This is a genomic window from Clostridium frigoris, assembly GCF_018861865.1.
Classification (GTDB): Bacteria; Bacillota; Clostridia; order Clostridiales; family Clostridiaceae; genus Clostridium_AD; species Clostridium_AD frigoris.
In genome coordinates this window covers 13,884-31,065 of record NZ_JAHLDV010000043.1, presented here as the reverse complement: position 1 = coordinate 31,065, position 17,182 = coordinate 13,884, and the positions used below count along the sequence as shown (strand labels likewise).

Here is a 17,182-nt window from a genome sequence, read left to right as displayed (position 1 = left end):
AATTCTACAGACTTGTCAAGTGTTTTATGCAAAAAAAATGGGGGAATCAATAAAAATTAATGATACTAAAAATGAGTAATCACAGGAACTAGGGAGTTTCCGTGAAATCTCGATTTGTAAAAGGGGGAGATAATATGAGTGAGAGTAATTTAACTAAAAATCACATTGGAAATGATAAAACATTGAAAGCAAAGGAAATATCTAAGGGCGAAAATAGATTAACCAAAGGTGATTTAAAAAGCATGTTTTGGCGTTCATGGTTTATATTAGGATCATTTAATTTTGAAAGAAATCAAAGTATGGGTTTTTGTGTAAGTATGATTCCAGCTATAAAGAGGTTTTATACAACTAAAGAAGATCAATCAGCAGCACTAAAAAGACATTTAGAATTTTTTAATACTACTCCATATATGGCTGCACCTATCATGGGTGTTACAGCAGCTATGGAACAAGAAAGGGCTATTGGAGCACCAATTGATGACGCAGCTATTAGTGGTGTAAAGATTGGACTTATAGGACCACTTGCAGGTGTAGGCGACCCTATATTTTGGGGAACATTAAGACCACTTTTCGCAGCATTAGGGGCATCAGTTGCACTTACTGGAAGCATTCTAGGACCACTGCTTTTCTTTATACCATTTAACATTTGTAGAATACTTACATTATGGTTTGGTCTTAAATTTGGATATGAAAAAGGAACATCAATTGTATCAGAGGCATCTGGTAACACGTTACAGAAAATAACTGAAGGTGCTTCAATAGCAGGACTATTCATAATGGGAGCACTAGTTTGTAAATGGACTAATATTAATGTACCATTAGTAGTCTCAACAATTAAAGGTGCTGATGGTAAAGTGGTTGTCACCACTGTTCAAACCATTTTGGATTCTTTAATTCCAGGATTACTTCCATTATTATTGACTTTCGGATGCATGAAATTGTTAAAGAAAAAAGTTAATCCTATGACAATAATATTTGGAATGTTTGCTGTGGGTATATTTGGTTATATGGGCGGATTCTTAAAATAATTTTAAACTATTAATAAAAACTTAAAAGACATTTAAGAATTTTATAATATAAGTTAAGGCTATTTCTTAAGTGAGAGATAGTCTTAACTTATATATTTTACTTATAAAGGAGATGTAAACTATGATGCTTAATATTATATCGATTATTGTAGTAGTAATAGCGCTAATTATATATTTATTTTTCATAATTTTTAACTTTTATCAACAAAAATATTATTGTCAGGCCTATAGTTCCAAATCAATAAGATCAAGTGAAATACTAAAATATCCTGAAAAATACATTATGGATGGGTTTGTTAGCGTATCAAGTCAAAAACAATATCAAGAGACTGCTGCACTTAAAATGATAAATGACAAAATTAATACAAATCAAAATATATCCATAAACAATATTAACTTTCTTATGGGTTATACATACGGAGCTAGTTTTAATAATCTAAATAAAAACTTTGTACCATTTCTAGAGCCAATTTCTTGTGTGAAAAACTCCGCACCATTTTTGGGATTAAATATGGATTATCGCACATCAAACAGTCCTAAATTATTTATAGATGCAGTAAAGTATTACATTTCAAAGGGATATCCTGTATTAGCGCAAGTGGACATGGCTACGCTTTTGGGGAGAAGAGGTTTCTATTCAATAAGCGAACTTATAGTCGGTTATAATAAGAATGGGTTTTATTATTATGAAACGCTTGGAATTAATAACGAAAAGAAGAAGTATATTTCAAACAAACAATTCATTGCTGCTACTAATAAATTAAATACAAAGTTTAAAAAACCATGGAAATATGGGTTTTGTATTTTTAAGGCTTGCGAAGAAAAGGAGCAGATTAAAAATGCAATTAAAAACAATGGAAAAAATCTTATTGGAGAAACAAGTAATAGGACTGCTTCAGGAGCACAAGCAATAGCAGCATATGCAAAGCATATTAAAGAAACAAAAACCTTTAATAGTGAATGGGTAATTGAAGCCTTAGAATATTCAAGAAGAGATAATGCTGAATTCTTTGAAGAATTTTTTAAAGATAATTTTGATTTAAGTAAAGTAGCTAATTTGTTTAGAGTAGTAAGTGAAAATTATAATAAAGTTTTAAAAATTATTAAAGTAACTATAAACGATGAAAATATAGATAAAGTAAGCGACATTTTATTTGAAAATTCACAAATAGAAGAACAAATCGGAAAAATATTAGAAAAAGCTTCCTATGAGGTTGCATCTAATTAATAAATCGAATCTGGTGTACACATAAAGCTATGGGTGCATTATTATTAAGTATCATTTTATTAAACAATATTTATATAAAAATTATCCCTAGTTAAGAATAAACAAAAATCGACGATATAGAGTAGGTGGGAAGTTATTTTTTATAAAATTAGGGGGAATCATATATGAAAAAATTGGTTAATAATTTAAAAATGTCGACTAGATTGGTTTCACTAGTTGTTTTTCTGGCTATATTTATAGGAATTGTAGGTTATATAGGACTATATAATATGAATAAAATTAATTCAAATGCATCATTATTACATGACTATAATTTAGTTAACATAGAACAAGTAAATACTTTAAGGCAAAATTATTCAGATATTAGAACTGCGTTAATTAAAATGGTTTATAAGGAAAGAAAAGATAAGGGTGAGGATGAAGAGGTTGTTACAGAGATAGAGGACTTAACTAAAAAAAATGAAAAGTTATTTGCAATAATAAAAAGCACTAATGAGAAGATGAGGATAGACAAGAGTCAGGCAGATCAAGAAAAAGATAAAATATTGCTTGATAAAATAGAAAGTTCATCTAAAGGATATTTAGCTTCAGGGAAAAAGGCTACTGATTTCGGAGTAGCAAAAGATTTCAAATCAGCTGCAGCTCAACTCTCAGGGGCATCAAAAGATAGAGCGGCTTTATTCGAAGGCATTGATGGACTGAATGCTAGTAGTATTAAAGAAGCCGATTCATTTTACTCAGCGAACAATATAACATTTGAGGGCTCTAAAATGTTGATAATATCGATTACTATATTGGGATTTGTTTGCTCAATTATATTAGGACTTTTTATAGCTTTAGCTATCTCAAGACAATTAAAAAAAGTTGTTAGTTTTGCAGGAAATATGGGAAATGGAGATTTAACTAAGGAAATAGATATTGATTCAAAAGATGAAATAGGGGATCTTGCTAGAGCATTAAATAAAGCAAAAGATAATATGAAATCACTTATTTCGGAAATAATTAATAGTTCTAGTGATATAAGTGCTTCTAGTGAAGAGTTATCTGCAACATCTGAAGAGGTTTCTTCAAAAATGGATGTTGTTAATGAATCCACTGATCATATAACCACTGGGATTCAAGATTTAAGTGCTACAACGCAGGAAGTTAGTGCATCAACAAAGGAAATTGAAAATACAACAATGAAATTAATTAATAAGGCTAATGATAGCTTTAAATCTGCATTAGAAATTAAAAAAAGGGCAGCTGAAATAAAAGTAAAAGCGACTCAAAATATAGAAAAAGGTAATGAAATATATGAGAAAAATCGTATAAATATATTAAAGGCTATAGATGATGGAAAAGTAGTTAAGGATATTACTGTTATGGCAGATTCGATTGGTTCTATAGCGGACCAGACAAATTTACTTGCATTAAATGCGGCTATTGAAGCTGCTAGAGCAGGTGAAATGGGTAAGGGATTTGCAGTAGTTGCAGACGAAGTAAGAAGTCTTGCTGAGCAATCATCTGTTGCAGTAGAAAACATTCAGAACATGGTAAATAAGATTGAAATGGCATTCAATAATTTATCTAAAAGTGGTCAAGAAGTTTTAGAGTACCTTGAAACTGGAGTAAAACCAAGTTATCAATTGCTTATGACTACAGGTATTCAATATGATCAAGACGCAGATTTTGTTAATAATATGGCAAGTGAAATAGCTAGTACATCAAAACAAATGAAAGAAGTTATAGATAAGGTAACTTATGCAATAGAAAGTTTATCAGTAACTACTGATAAATCAGCTGATAATACAGAAGATATATCCAATAGTATAAATGAGATAACAATCGCGATAGGAGAGGTAGCGAGTTCAGCTCAAAGTCAAGCTGAAACTTCTCAGAAACTAATAGATATAACCAATAAGTTTAATATTTAACATATCTTTAAAAAGGTAAAAAAATAAAGCCATTAGTGGCTTTATTTTTTTATGCAATTATAACAAATCACTTTAAATATCACAATCAATAAATGGTTAGCAGAAACTCATGACCGTCATTATGAGCAACCTGTTATAAAATTTGCATTTACAGATAGCCTTTTGTTTAAAGATTATAAAAAACTGATTTTGATAGTTAACAACACTTTTAAGGTTAATGAATATCTCTGTATAAGTAGATATACTGTACTTAGTTACAAACGTATACATTAACCGTATACAAAAAATAAGGTTTGATTAAAGTTGAGTTTCAAACTGTTTTGTAGTAAATCAATCAAAAGCAATTTTTTTATGTTATTTATACTATTCGTGTAAACGTATAACAAAATAAACCAAGTAATCTTAGTTATATATAGGGAGGGATTTAAAATGGTTCGTAAATGTATTGTAATGAAAGTATTTAGTGGGTTCCATGCTGAGTATAAAAGACGTCATGATGAAATTTGGCCTGAGATGGTTGATATGTTGCATCAATATGGTGCAAAAAATTATTCCATTTTCTTGGATGCGAAAACAAATAGTCTAATTGCTTATTTAGAAGTTGAAGATGAAGCTTTATGGAGTAAAAGTGATGCAACACAGATTTGTCAAAAATGGTGGGCTTATATGAAAGATGTTATGGAAACAAATGAGGATAATAGCCCGGTTTCATTTGAGTTAAAAGAATTATTTCATTTAAACTAAAGGGGGAGAAAAAGAAATGAGTAATAAAGAAGAGAAGCAAATGACTTGTAAAGAAAAAAACAAATTAACCTGGAAAACCACTATTTCAGCATCTATGGCAAATTACATTGATGCAGGTTCTATAGTTGCTGGAGCTGCAGGTTTATCGCTTTGGACTTCATATCTTCATATGACTGATATGAGACTTGGATTATTAAGTGCTTTAAGTTCAAATGCTGTTTCAGCAGCCATCGGTGCTTTAATAGGTGGTTATATATGTGATAAATATGGTCGTAAATTGGTTTATAATTGCTCTATGTTATTTTATATGTTTGGTATGTTATTTATTATTTTTTCACAGAATTTTGGAATGATGTTAACTGGGTATATAATCGTAGGATTATCAGTTGGTGCTGACATTCCAGCATCATGGACTACTATTGCAGAAGGGGCACCGGCTAAGGAAAGGGCAAAACATTGTGGTACAGCGCAGCTTGCATGGTCAGCTGGTCCAATTATTGTTTTGATTTTATCTGTGGCCCTCGGAAATTTAGGACTACTTGGTAGTCGTATAGTTTTTGGACATTTGTTTGTAGTGGCTCTTATCACTTGGTTAATAAGAAGAACGTTGCCAGAATCTGAGTCTTGGCTCGTACAAAAGGAAAAAGAAAAACAACTTGAAGCAAAAGGACAATTTCAAAAAGTAACTATTAAAGATATATTAAAACCAGTAAATTTTAAATCAATATTGTTTTTACTTGGTGTGTATTTATTTTGGAACTTGGCAGCAGGTACAATGGGCTTTTTCATGCCATTAATTTATCAAACAGTAGGTAAGGTTTCATCACAACAAGCTAATCTACTTCAAGCAGTATTATTCGGATTTACAGCTATTGGTACTTATTTCATTTTCATGAAACTGGGAGATAAAGTAAGTCGTAAAGTGTTATATGCAGCAGCAGCTATAATGGCAATTGGTGCATGGTCAATATTCTTATTACCAGCATCAAGTATGAACGCTAGCATGCTTGTAATATTTGTTATTGTAAATGGACTTTCTTTTGGATTTGGTGCACAACCATTCTATCAACTATGGGCTAGTGAACTTTTCCCAACAAAATATAGAGCTACGGCTCAAGGTGTAATGTTCTTTGTTGTACGCATTGCACTTGGTATATGGAGCTTTATTATTCCAAGCATCATGAGCAAGGCTGGTTTCCAATTGGCAGCAGCATTCATGGTAGGATTCCTTATAATTAGTGGAATAATTGGTGTTGTATTTGCTCCAAAAACTTCAGGTAGGACACTTGAGGCAATTGAAAAAGAACGTTATGGTGAAATTAATGTATAATAAAATAATTTTATAAGAATATAATCACCATCAAGTTTAAATTGTAAGACTAAATTTATAAGGCTATAATAAATTCTTAAGGTCATAATAAATAGAAAATTATAAAATGAAAAGTGATGGTGATAATATGAATATTACAGAGCTTGATAAAAAATTAAAACAATTTAATGATATAGAAAAAAATACGTATAATTTATATAATAGTAAAATAAATACAAATTTTGATATTAAACTTAAGGAACACTTCTCAAATAAAATTAAAAATAATTTGTGGATAATAAACAATGAAAAATTGATGAATAAATCAGAAGTTATAGCTATTCATAAACATGATAGGTTTATAAAATTTGACAAACATAGGCATGATTATTTAGAAATGATGTTTGTGTATTCAGGAAAAATAAATCAAGTGATTGAAGGTGAAAAAATAGTAATAGAAAGGGGAGAAATTTTATTACTAGACATGAATGTTGAACATAGTATTGAGGCTGCAGGTGAAGGCGACATTGCAATTAATGTATTAATTAAAAAAGAATTTTTTGATTGGATTTTTATGAGCCAAATAGCTGATAATGATTTAATCTCTAATTTTGTCGTTGAAGCAATATATGGGAAAAATGAGTTTAAGCAGTATATTCATTTTAAAACATCAGAGAATGATAAGGTTTGTAATTTTATGATACAAATACTTATGGAATATTATGATAAAAAAAATGGGATGGAAACAGCTATTCGTGCTTATATAATACTACTTTTTAATGAAATGTTAAGGGATTATAAAAAATATTTATCTAGTGAGATGGTATCTAAAATTGATTCTACAATATCTACAGAAATTCTAAATTACATTAACAAGAACTATAAGGATATAACATTAAAAGGTATGGCAGATCATTTTAGTTATAATCCTGATTATATTGGTAAATTAGTTAAGAAGATTATAGGAAAAAATTTAACAGAACTTGCAAAAGAAAAGAAAATTAAACAAGCAGAATATTTATTGCATAACACAAAGATGTCAGTAATTGATGTCATCACTGAAGTTGGGTATTCAAATGTGAGTTATTTTTATAGGCAATTTAAAGAGCAGGTAGGAGTTACCCCTGATGAATATAGGAAAAAGTAGAAAATAATATAATAATTTGATTGCTTATTAGGACAGTAAGATTCTCTTCATAGGACATAGAATTTATTAGGTTACTAAACTAAAATATTAGCTATAGATAACTTTATACGAGTAGTATACGTTTGCAAAAGATTGGAGGTAAGTTATGGAATATTATCTAGCCATTGATATTGGGGCTTCTAGTGGAAGGCATATACTAGGTTCAGTTGAAAATGGAAAATTAAAACTAGAAGAAATTTATAGATTTGAAAATGGAATTAGTAAGGTAACTGACGAATATTGTTGGGATACTTACAAGTTATTTGAAAATATAAAAACAGGAATAAAAAAATGTGTTGAGATTGGAAAAATCCCAAAGAGTGTAGGAATAGATACTTGGGCTGTAGATTTTGTATTACTTGATAAAAAAGATGAAATTATAGGTAATGCGGTGTCTTATAGAGATGATAGAACTGAAGGTATGATGGAAGAAGTTTTTAAGATTATACCCAGGGATATGATGTATTTATATACAGGCATCCAGTTTCAAAGATTTAATACTATATATCAACTACTTTCTATAAAGAAAAATAAACCTGAAATCTTGGAAGAGGCAAAGACTTTCTTAATGATTCCAGATTATCTTAATTTTCTGCTTACAGGTAAAAAAGTTAATGAGTATACCAATGCAACAACAACTCAATTAGTAAATTCTTTTGATAGGACATGGGATCCAAAGATTTTAGATGATTTAGGAATCAAAAAAGACATATTCCAAGAGATAAAATTACCTAAAACGAAAATTGGCGGTTTACGTAGCGAGTTAGTTCGTGAATTCGGATTTGATATGGAAGTTGTACTTCCTGCAACTCATGATACTGGTTCAGCATTTATATCATCAGTTTGTAATGATAGTGATAGTCTTTATTTAAGCTCGGGTACATGGTCATTAATTGGCCTCGAAAATAGATTTCCATTATGTGTACCACAAACTATGGGATACAATTTTACTAACGAAGGTGGGATAGATTACAGATTTAGATTCCTTAAAAATATTATGGGACTTTGGATAATTCAAGAGGTTTCAAGAAATCTTGAGAATAAATATTCATTTGCGGAGCTTGTAGAGTTGGCAAGAGCAAAATCAGATTTTACTTCAATAGTAGATGTTAATGATGATAGATTTTTAAAACCTGAAAACATGATAAAGGAAATAAAAGATTATTGCTATGAGACTAATCAAGAGGTTCCACGAAATGTTGGAGAAATAGCAATGTGTGTGTATAACAGTTTAGCTCATTGTTATAAGAAGGCTGTAGCAAATATTGAAGAAATATTTGAGAAAAAATTCAAGAGAATAAATATTTTTGGTGGAGGATGTCAAAATATTTTTTTAAATGAGTTAGTTGCCAAGGTCACTGGAAAAGAAGTATTAGCTGGACCAGTTGAAGCAACCGCAATAGGAAATATTACAGCTCAGCTCTTAAGTTATAATATTTTTAAAGATTTAGGACAAGCAAGAGGAGCTATTAAAGAATCTTTTCATATTGTTACATTTGAACCAAATGAAATTTAATTAGTTTCAATTACGGAATGAATTATAAGGGAGGCAAATATAAATGAATATTAAAGAAAAGTATGAGATGTCTAAAAAAGAATATGAAAAATGGGGACTTGACGTAGATAAGATCTTAGAAGAGCTTAATAAGGTAAAAATATCAATTCATTGTTGGCAAGGAGATGATGTAACTGGTTTTGAAAAAACTCAAAATGCATTATCAGGAGGTATAGCTGCAACTGGTAATTATCCAGGAAAAGCTAGAAATGGAGAAGAATTAAGAAAAGATTTAGATAAAGCTCTAAGCTTAATTCCAGGAAAACATAAGGTTAATCTACATGCTATATATGCTGAGACTGATGGAGAATTAGTTGAAAGAGATGAAATAAAACCAGAACATTTTAAAAAATGGGTAGATTGGGCAAAGAAAAATGGTTTAGGACTTGATTTTAATCCAACAATTTTTTCACATCCCAAAGCTGCAGATGGTTTAACTCTATCTAGCCCTAACAAAGAAATAAGAGAATTTTGGATAAGACATTGCAAGGTATGTAGAAAGATTGGAGAATACTTTGGACGTGAGCTTGGACAAACTTGTTTAACAAATATTTGGATTCCAGATGGATACAAAGATATTCCAAGTGATAGAATGGGACCTAGAAAGAGACTTAAAGAATCTTTAGATGAGATATTTACACAGAAAATAGATAAAAAATATAATCTTGATTGCGTTGAATCAAAAGTATTTGGACTAGGAGCAGAAGCTTATACTGTAGGTTCAAGTGAATTTTATATAAGTTATGCAGCGAGGAACAACATAATGTCGTTAATGGATACAGGACATTATCATCCAACAGAGGTTGTTTCAGATAAATTATCTGCAATGCTTCTATTTAATGATAAAGTAGCACTTCATGTGAGCAGACCAGTAAGATGGGATTCAGATCATGTAATACTATTTGATGATGAAATTAAAGAACTTTCTAAAGAAATTGTAAGAAATGATGCATTGGGTAGAGTAATTATTGGTCTTGATTTCTTTGATGCTAGTATAAATAGAATAGCGGCATGGACAATAGGATCAAGAAATATGATAAAGGCATTACTAAGTGCAATGCTAACACCTAATGAAAAGTTAAAAGACTTGCAAGACACAGGAAATTTTACTGAAAGATTAGCTTTAATGGAAGAGTTTAAAACTTATCCAATGGGTGATATTTGGAATTATTATTGCGAAAAGAATAATGTTCCAGTAGCAGAAAAATGGCTTGATGATGTAAAGAATTATGAAAAGAATGAATTAAGTAAAAGAATATAAATAATTAGAATAAATTTACTTAAGAATAAGTCGGATTTCATTATCTGACTTATTCTTATTTCGTTTTATATAAAAATTAGTTTATTATCTAGCGCTTATATAAAAAATATCAGTATAATTAATATCTATGTTATAATATAAACTAATAATTCAAACTATTTAAGTTAGGCATTAATTTAGTAGGGTTATTAATATATTTTATTCTATAATAAAAGGAGAACTAAAATGATATCTAACAAAATGAAAGATTTAGTTGCTAATAGTTCTATAATAAGAGCTATGTTTGAGGAAGGTAAAAGATTATCTGATATTTATGGCGAAGAAAATGTTTTTGACTACAGCATAGGTAATCCAAATGCTCTTCCACCTGAAAATGTTAAAGTTGAAATTAATAAAATATTAAATGAAATAGCTCCGAAACTTGTCCACGGGTATATGAATAATTCTGGTTATGAAGATGTTAGAGAAAAAATTGCTGGATTTTTAAATAAAAAACATAATATAAATATTTCATATAATAATATAGTTATGACATGTGGAGCAGCTGGAGGATTAAATATTTTACTGAAAACATTACTTAATCCAGGAGATGAAGTTATTGTTTTTGCACCATTTTTTGGCGAATACAGAAATTATGTTAATAATTTTGATGGTAAACTTGTTGTCGTTCCTACAAATATTGATACTTTTGAACCTAATATGGAGAGTTTGAAAGATAAAATAAATAGTAAAACAAAAGCAATTATTATCAATTCACCAAATAATCCAACGGGTGTTGTGTATCCAGAAAAGGTTATACAAGATTTATCAAAATTGATGAGTCAAAAACAAGAAGAGCTTGGTACAAGCATATATCTTATATCTGATGAACCTTATAGAGAAATAGTTTATGATAATGTTGTTGTTCCATATATTTTAAAATATTATACAAATTCATTTACTGGATATTCTTACAGTAAATCATTATCATTGCCAGGGGAAAGAATAGGATATGTAGTTGCAAATACAAAAATGGATTGTTTTGATGATATAATGATATCTCTTAATGTTGCAAATAGAATTCTAGGATTTGTAAATGCACCATCACTTTTCCAGAGAGTTATTGCAAATTGCCTTGAGGCCGAAGTCGATGTTAGCCTATATCAAAAAAATAGAGATTTATTGTATAATTATCTTACAAAAATAGGATTTAAATGCATAAAACCACAAGGAGCATTTTATTTATTTATTAGAACACCAATAGCCGATGATAAAAAGTTCTGCGAGGATGCAAAAGAGTTTAATCTACTATTAGTAGCGGGATCTGCTTTCGAATGTCCAGGACATGCAAGGATATCTTACTGTGTTGATTATAAGAAGATAGAAAATTCATTACCAGCATTTGAAAAATTGGCTAAATCATACAATCTTAAATAATGTTATTTATAAATTATTAGTTTATTTTGAAAAGTGTATATAGTAAATTGACAAAAACTCAGTTTATATGCGTAATGCATTAAGCTGAGTTTTATTATGTATGCATAAATATATAAAAAATACAAGATGCTATATGGAAATATAATTAGTTATATGTTACCATATAAGAAAAAGTACATTATAAATGTGAAAATAATATAAAAAATAGAAAGAATCATATCTATATTACTTGATTCGGTAATATTTTTTAATATTATTTTTAAAATAGAAGGATTTACCAATTATTTGTAGAATTTATAATAATTAAGAAACACAATTGATATGTAAAGGAGATTATGAACATGGAAGAGAAAAAAATAAATATAATTATTGTTGATGATAATAAGGAATTCTGTAATATTCTTAATGATTATTTATTAACGCAAAAGGATATAGTTGTTACTGGTATCGCACAAAATGGAATAGAAGCAATAAAATTAATTGAGGAAAAAAAGCCTGATTTAGTAGTACTTGATATTATTATGCCTATTCTTGATGGACTAGGAGTTCTTGAAAGATTAAATACAATGGAGATAGACCCAAGGCCTAGTATAATAATTTTATCAGCAGTTGGGCACGAAAAAATAACCCAGAGGGCTATATCACTTGGTGCAGATTATTATGTTATTAAGCCTTTTGATATGGAAGTGTTTGCGAATAGAATAAGACAAACGCTAAATGAAAATATATATAGTAATGAAACACCGAAAATAGCTAATTATGTTGATAATGATGATATTAAAATTAATAGAGGTACGACGGCTGATATCGATATGATTGGTCAAATAACTAGCATTATTCATGAAATTGGTATACCTGCTAATTTAAAAGGGTATATGTTTGTACGAGAAGCAATAAACATGGTAGTGAATGATATTGATCTTTTATCATCAGTTACAAAAGAGTTATATCCTTTAGTAGGCGAAAAATTCAATACTACTGCGAGTAGAGTAGAAAGAGCAATAAGACATGCAATAGAAGTTGCATGGAGTAGAGAACAAGTAGAAACCATAACCAATCTTTTTGGTTATACAATTAATAATGAAAAAGGTAAACCGACTAATTCCGAATTTATAGCAATGGTAGCTGATAAATTAAGATTGCAAAATAGGGTTAGCTAGTATAAGTTTTTAAAAAATAACCAATAGACCTCCTCTATTTATTGATGTAAATAGAGGAGGTCTATTTTTATGGAAAAAATATAAATATTTATTTTAAGACTGCCTTTTTCATTCACATTTAGGCTTAGTGTGAATACATTAGTAGTGTAGAATATACATTATTTAGATTCTATGCAAGTCCATTAATTAAACCTTTAAATTTATAACAAAGGCAATCAAAACATTAATCTGATTTAGTAGAACATATATCAACGTATAAGTCTTATGTTGAAAATATATTAGAGTGATATATGTAGCTATAGAAATTCTTTATGACAAAATCAGCATTAACAAGTATTGTCTTATTTAAAATTTATATATGTAAAGGAGTTTTATTAAATGGGCAAAATTGAAAATGGTAGTAAGTGTGATAAATGTTCATGTGATTTATGTAGTGTTATTAATGCAGATCCAGTAGATATGGAGAAACATGGTGCTAGATTATTAACCGTAAGAGTAAGAATAAATAATGTATGCTTTGATAAAAAAGTAGCCGTTGCAGTTATAATATATGACAATTGCCACAGAATACTTGCATTTAGAGGATTTATAACAGTGGTATGCAAAGAAAATGAATGTAAGGATGAATGTGGTACGATTAAACGTAAACTAGTGTTTGTACTTCCAGAGGATGGAAGCAACCCTGATGAAATTGAAGTTCGTACAGCAGCCAATTATATATATCCATGTGAGCCTAATTGCTAATGGTTGCTCATAGACAAAATATAACGATTGATCCAATAGTATATGAGGACTTTTGCAAGTATGCAAAAAAGAAAGGTATGAAAATTTCGACCTGGGTAGCTATGAAAATGAAAGAGGCAGTGGAGGAAGAGAAAGAACTTAAAACAGATAATTTCTCATAAAAGAACACACAATAAAAAAAGATCAGCCTTTTAAGGATGATCTTTTAATTTTATCTATATAAGTTTTTTATTAAATATATTGGTTAAGTTTAAACTTTCTACTTTCTTCTTAATCTCATCTGTATCAAGAGTATAAAGTCCAAGTTCCTTCATCCTTTTAAAATACTCTGCGCCTGCAAAGGTATATCTGTTTTTTCTTCCTTCACTAGTTTGCATTTTTTCATTTGCGTAAGCTATTATGTCACCAACAGCTAAGGTCCTTGGTAATATTAATGGAGGCATTCCTAAGTAGTTGTTAACGGCATTATATCCTGCTAGTGCCCCTGTTGCCATCGCCTCAGTATGACCTATAAATAGACCTGCTTTCTCTCCAGCGCAGAACAAGTTATCTAAGTCATTAACCTTCATACTGTCTTCTCTTGGGGCTATAGATACATATCTGATAGAGTTTCCTATACCACCTGCATATGGGTCTACGTATTTTGCATTTTCAAATCCTTTGATTTTTCTTAATTTTTCTAATGGATAATAGGGGGTCATAAGTTTTACATCACCTGTATCTATAAGAATTAAATTTTCTGCGAACTCTTTTAGGGCATATTGCTGACATACCTTTAGCTTAAGTTTATCTAAATTTACATCTTCTACTGGGACTTTTACAATAATTACACCAGTTTCATCTAGTTCTTTTACTAGATCACTAGCTAAAGAACCTTTAGCTAATTTACCAGAACCACTGAATGCTCCATATACACCCTCTTCTTCTCGCTCACCTTTTAAATCTTTAATTCCTGCTTTACTACTAATGCTTACTCTTCCACCAAAAGCAGGGCATCTAAGAATGCACATTGCACACCCATTACCATATTTTAAGCAGTTGTTCATTGGACCTGCTGAACCCGTAGTTTCTATAAATGCATCGGCTTCAATGTAACTTTTATCTGATAAATATATTCCTTTTATTTTATTGCCTTCCTTTTTAATATCAATGACTCTTGTTATCATATTTACTTCTATGTCCATGGCTTTTAAATGTCTTCCAACTGCCGGCTCAATCTTGTTTACATCATAAAGCCAAGCATTTTTATGACCTGGAAAATCAATATTTTTATGTTTCGTGTTTTCGTCAGTCACATGTATAAAGTCTCCTGCTCCTAATGCTATTAATTCTTCAGCTGCAGTATAGCGTCCATTATTTCGCATTATACCACCAACATTACCTAGACCTAAAAGCATATCTGTTTTTTCATATAGTGCAACCTCTGCACCGGCTTTTTTTGCTGTTATTGCTGCCATGCAACCAGCCCATCCACCACCAATTACTATAACTTTCAAAATATTTCCACCCTTCTAATGCATATTTAGGCTCTGCCTGCATTTTGTTTTGTTCCATTTAATTCTATTGTAATTGTTTTAGTATTATTACACATATGAATATTCGTTATTTGTATTTTTATTTATAAAGAAGGTTTACTAAAAAATAAAATGCTTAAGGAAAAAATTAGTAAAATATTATAGGGTTGTCTTTAGTATAATAAATAAATCTTAAGGACATAATTTAAAAGCAATTACATTGAAGGGAATGATGACCTTATGATATTTAATAAAGTAGAGATATGTGGGGTAAATACTTCAAAATTACCAAAATTAAAAGAAAAAGAAATGAAAGATTTGTTGTATAGGATACAAAATGGCGAGGCTGGGTGTAGAGATGTATTTATTGAAGGGAATTTAAGATTAGTTTTAAGTGTAATAAAGCGTTTTAATAATCGAGGAGAAAATGTAGACGATCTATTTCAAGTTGGCTGTATTGGTTTAATGAAATCTATTGATAATTTTAATTTAAGTCTAAATGTTAGGTTTTCAACATATGCAGTTCCTATGATTATAGGGGAAATAAGAAGATATTTAAGAGATAATAACTCTATAAGAGTTAGTAGGTCACTTCGGGATATTGCATACAGAGCATTGCAAGTTAGGGACAGATTGGTAAATGAGAACAATAAAGAGCCCACTGTAGAACAAATTGCAAAGGAGCTAGAATTGCCAAGGGAGGACGTAGTATTTGCTTTAGACGCTATACAAGACCCGGTATCTTTGTTTCAACCGATATACCATGATGGTGGTGATGAAATCTATGTAATGGATCAAATAAAAGATACTAAAAACTTAGATGATAGTTGGCTTGAAAACATATCAATTAAGGATGGAATGAATAAATTAAAAGATAGAGAAAAGCTAATATTAAATTTAAGATTTTTTGATGGAAAAACACAAATGGAAGTAGCTGATGAAATAGGTATTTCTCAAGCACAAGTGTCAAGACTCGAAAAAACTGCATTAAAACATATGAAGAAGTATGTATAGGGAACTATAGTAGGAAAATTTTTGTACTTATATTTTAGAAATATTAAAAAGGTATTTAATTAAATTAGCACTTACAGGGAAACACATTTAGGATAGTGTTTTTCTATAGGTGCTTTTTATATAATTTATATTAAAGGTATCAGAGACTTTATTTTGTCTAGTATTACAATTTTATTTGTGACAACATAGAATTCCCGTCTTTATCTAACAATAAAGTAATGCCTCCATTAGAACCTTCTATATTTATAAAATAATTTGTTATTAAATCTGTATTTGTAATTGCTTTGCAACGTACGGCTATTTTATATTCAGAATCATATATTGTTTTGGATATATTTTTATTTTTACTATTATTAAACATTTTGCCCTCCTACATTTTAATAATTCATATTATACAATTGTTGCCAAATATATCACTAGTCATTCATAAATCTTTATTTAGCTACGGTTACCTTATTAAATCATCTCCTGGGTCGCTGAAAATTAACAACTTTGGAAGAAAATTTAGACTGCCACCAAAGCAATTTTACTGGGCTAGACAACTGCCACTTATAGAAGATGGCAGAATTGAAGCTTCCAAAATGTTGTTAAATTTGAGGAATATTTAATAGATTACAGATATCTTTGTTTTAACTATTAATATTAATATATGCCTTAATTATATAATGGTGTTTTTTTACAACAGTATTAAAAAAGAAAGTAATGAAAAAAATGAAAAATGTATAATTTAACGAATTCTGTAAATACTACTATATAAGAACATAGTATGTAGTTATATTAGCGAAACAATAGTGAAAACGTTTTAAAAGCGCTTTTTAATATTTATCTAAATAATTAAGTGAAGATAATATAACTTTAATAGATGTTCTATATATAAGGGGCAAAGCCTTAGTAGTGAAAGGAAGAATAAAAATGGTTGATATGTATTGCAGGCTTGTGAAAGCAGGTTTAAGAACAATTCAGAAAGTTCCAGATCAGTTTAGAGATGATGTTATGACAAATTTGACGGTGGTAACATTAGACGGAAATGTAAAGTCAATACCAACAAATATATCTAATATAATAGTAGATAGATAAAGACTTTAAATAGCCTTTATCTATCTTTTT

At 29.6% G+C, this 17,182-nt stretch carries 16 protein-coding genes; 14 read left to right on the top strand and 2 right to left on the bottom strand.

Annotated elements, in window-relative coordinates:
- Window positions 1-134 precede the first annotated feature (134 nt).
- The 12 genes from manZ to KPL37_RS14920 all read left to right on the top strand — a co-directional run bounded on the left by manZ (window position 135) and on the right by KPL37_RS14920 (window position 13,708).
- On the top strand, window positions 135-1,028 hold the full coding sequence (gene manZ / locus KPL37_RS14975; RefSeq protein ID WP_216150633.1) for a PTS mannose transporter subunit IID: 894 nt from the start codon (window positions 135-137) through the stop codon (window positions 1,026-1,028).
- Between the two features lie 121 nt (window positions 1,029-1,149).
- A complete protein-coding gene (locus tag KPL37_RS14970; RefSeq protein ID WP_216150631.1) occupies window positions 1,150-2,256 on the top strand; it encodes a BtrH N-terminal domain-containing protein in 1,107 nt (368 codons plus the stop codon).
- A gap of 164 nt (window positions 2,257-2,420) precedes the next feature.
- Window positions 2,421-4,172, top strand: coding sequence for a methyl-accepting chemotaxis protein (locus KPL37_RS14965; protein ID WP_216150629.1), 1,752 nt, complete (start codon window positions 2,421-2,423; stop codon window positions 4,170-4,172).
- Between the two features lie 429 nt (window positions 4,173-4,601).
- Entirely contained in the window at window positions 4,602-4,916 is a 315-nt protein-coding gene (rhaM, locus tag KPL37_RS14960) for an L-rhamnose mutarotase (protein ID WP_216150627.1), read from the top strand.
- Window positions 4,917-4,932: 16 nt separating this feature from the next.
- Entirely contained in the window at window positions 4,933-6,246 is a 1,314-nt protein-coding gene (locus KPL37_RS14955) for an MFS transporter (RefSeq protein ID WP_246578309.1), read from the top strand.
- Between the two features lie 106 nt (window positions 6,247-6,352).
- Complete coding sequence (locus tag KPL37_RS14950; protein WP_246578308.1) at window positions 6,353-7,372, top strand: AraC family transcriptional regulator; 1,020 nt, start codon at window positions 6,353-6,355, stop codon at window positions 7,370-7,372.
- Between the two features lie 145 nt (window positions 7,373-7,517).
- On the top strand, window positions 7,518-8,927 hold the full coding sequence (rhaB, locus tag KPL37_RS14945) for a rhamnulokinase (RefSeq protein WP_216150625.1): 1,410 nt from the start codon (window positions 7,518-7,520) through the stop codon (window positions 8,925-8,927).
- A gap of 43 nt (window positions 8,928-8,970) precedes the next feature.
- Window positions 8,971-10,227, top strand: coding sequence for an L-rhamnose isomerase (gene rhaA, locus KPL37_RS14940; protein WP_216150623.1), 1,257 nt, complete (start codon window positions 8,971-8,973; stop codon window positions 10,225-10,227).
- Between the two features lie 225 nt (window positions 10,228-10,452).
- Window positions 10,453-11,643 carry a pyridoxal phosphate-dependent aminotransferase gene (locus KPL37_RS14935; RefSeq protein ID WP_216150621.1) on the top strand — a complete coding sequence of 397 codons (1,191 nt, stop codon included), beginning with the start codon at window positions 10,453-10,455 and terminating at the stop codon, window positions 11,641-11,643.
- Between the two features lie 341 nt (window positions 11,644-11,984).
- On the top strand, window positions 11,985-12,803 hold the full coding sequence (gene spo0A / locus KPL37_RS14930; RefSeq protein ID WP_216150618.1) for a sporulation transcription factor Spo0A: 819 nt from the start codon (window positions 11,985-11,987) through the stop codon (window positions 12,801-12,803).
- A gap of 378 nt (window positions 12,804-13,181) precedes the next feature.
- Window positions 13,182-13,547 (top strand): hypothetical protein, encoded by a 366-nt coding sequence (locus KPL37_RS14925; protein ID WP_216150616.1) that lies wholly within the window; start codon window positions 13,182-13,184, stop codon window positions 13,545-13,547.
- Window positions 13,547-13,708 carry a hypothetical protein gene (locus KPL37_RS14920; protein ID WP_216150614.1) on the top strand — a complete coding sequence of 54 codons (162 nt, stop codon included), beginning with the start codon at window positions 13,547-13,549 and terminating at the stop codon, window positions 13,706-13,708. Before KPL37_RS14925 ends, KPL37_RS14920 begins: the two co-directional genes overlap by 1 nt.
- A gap of 54 nt (window positions 13,709-13,762) precedes the next feature.
- On the opposite strand, the gene KPL37_RS14915 is transcribed toward KPL37_RS14920, so the two are convergent.
- The gene (locus KPL37_RS14915; RefSeq protein WP_216150612.1) at window positions 13,763-15,043 is read right to left on the bottom strand and encodes an FAD-dependent oxidoreductase; all 1,281 of its coding nucleotides are present in this window, start codon (window positions 15,041-15,043) and stop codon (window positions 13,763-13,765) included.
- 258 nt (window positions 15,044-15,301) lie between these two features.
- On the opposite strand from KPL37_RS14915, the gene sigG reads away from it, so the two are divergent.
- The gene (gene sigG / locus KPL37_RS14910; RefSeq protein ID WP_216150610.1) at window positions 15,302-16,075 is read left to right on the top strand and encodes an RNA polymerase sporulation sigma factor SigG; all 774 of its coding nucleotides are present in this window, start codon (window positions 15,302-15,304) and stop codon (window positions 16,073-16,075) included.
- 163 nt (window positions 16,076-16,238) lie between these two features.
- Here the strand turns inward: sigG and KPL37_RS14905 are convergent, their stop codons facing one another.
- Window positions 16,239-16,436, bottom strand: a complete 198-nt coding sequence (locus tag KPL37_RS14905; RefSeq protein ID WP_216150608.1) for a DUF6440 family protein — start codon at window positions 16,434-16,436, stop codon at window positions 16,239-16,241.
- 533 nt (window positions 16,437-16,969) lie between these two features.
- On the opposite strand from KPL37_RS14905, the gene KPL37_RS14900 reads away from it, so the two are divergent.
- Window positions 16,970-17,152 (top strand): CD1375 family protein, encoded by a 183-nt coding sequence (locus KPL37_RS14900; protein ID WP_216150606.1) that lies wholly within the window; start codon window positions 16,970-16,972, stop codon window positions 17,150-17,152.
- Window positions 17,153-17,182: the final 30 nt, after the last annotated feature.